The organism is Rhizobium sp. P2_G9 (assembly GCF_056403475.1).
Map to the genome: position 1 here is coordinate 1 of NZ_JBFUFK010000126.1, position 1,079 is coordinate 1,079.

At 62.6% G+C, this 1,079-nt stretch carries 2 protein-coding genes; both read left to right on the plus strand.

Features of this window, described 5'->3' with window-relative positions; translation table 11 throughout:
* Positions 1–383, plus strand: a 383-nt coding sequence (locus AC1DYF_RS40275) for an ABC transporter permease subunit (RefSeq protein WP_477884532.1), incomplete at its 5' end; no start/stop codon positions are given.
* On the plus strand, positions 376–1,079 hold a 704-nt coding region (locus AC1DYF_RS40280; RefSeq protein ID WP_477884534.1), incomplete at its 3' end, for an amino acid ABC transporter ATP-binding protein. The genes AC1DYF_RS40275 and AC1DYF_RS40280, both read left to right, overlap by 8 nt.

The window sequence follows — 1,079 nt, forward strand, 5'->3', positions numbered from 1 at the left end:
GCGGCCAGGCCGAGGCGGCGAGCGCGCTCGGCATGTCCTATCGCAAGATCCTCAGACGCATCATCTTGCCCCAGGCGATGCGCTTCGTCGTGCCGCCGACCGGCAATGATGCGATCAATGTGCTCAAGCTGACCTCGCTGGTGACCTTCATCGCCGTCGACGATCTCTTCTATTCAGCGCAGAGCATCTATGCCCGTACCTTCGAAACCATCCCGCTGCTGATCGTGGTGGCCTTCTGGTATCTCGCCGTCGTCAGCATCATGTCGGTCGGCCAGCATTTCCTCGAACGGCATTTCGGGCGAAGCGACAAGCGCGACGATTCCATGCTGCTGGACATCATGCGCAATGCCGTGGGCTGGCGGAGGAAGCAAAGCCATGTCTGACGCCAAGAGCGCCAACCGTGCCCGCTTCCAGATCCCGCGCGATTCCATGGTTTTCGCCCGTGGGGTGCGAAAGTCCTATGGCAGCCTCGAAGTGCTGAAGGGCGTGGATCTGGATGTGCCGACGGGATCGGTGACCTGCATCATCGGACCTTCCGGCTCCGGCAAGAGCACCTTTCTGCGCTGCATCAACCACCTGGAGAAGCTCAGCGGCGGGCTGCTGCTGGTCGACGCCGAATTCGTCGGCTACGACCTGGCCGGCGATAATCTCTACGAAGTCCGGGACGACCTGCTCTGCCAGCGCAGGGCCGAGATCGGCATGCTCTTCCAGTCCTTCAACCTGTTCTCGCATATGACCGTCATGGAAAACATGATCGAGGCGCCGGTACAGGTCCGCCGCATTGCCGCGGAACAGGCCCGCGCCGAAGCGACCGTGCTCCTGGCGCGTGTCGGCCTGTCGGACAAGCACAACCGCTATCCAAGGGAACTCTCCGGCGGCCAGCAGCAGCGCGTGGCGATTGCCCGCGCCATGGCGATGAAGCCGAAAGTGCTGCTGTTCGACGAACCGACATCGGCGCTCGACCCGGAACTGGTCGGCGAGGTGCTGAGCGTCATGCGCGATCTGGCCGAAAGCGGCATGACCATGGTCGTCGTCACCCACGAGATCGGCTTTGCCCGCGAGATCGGTGATCAACTGAT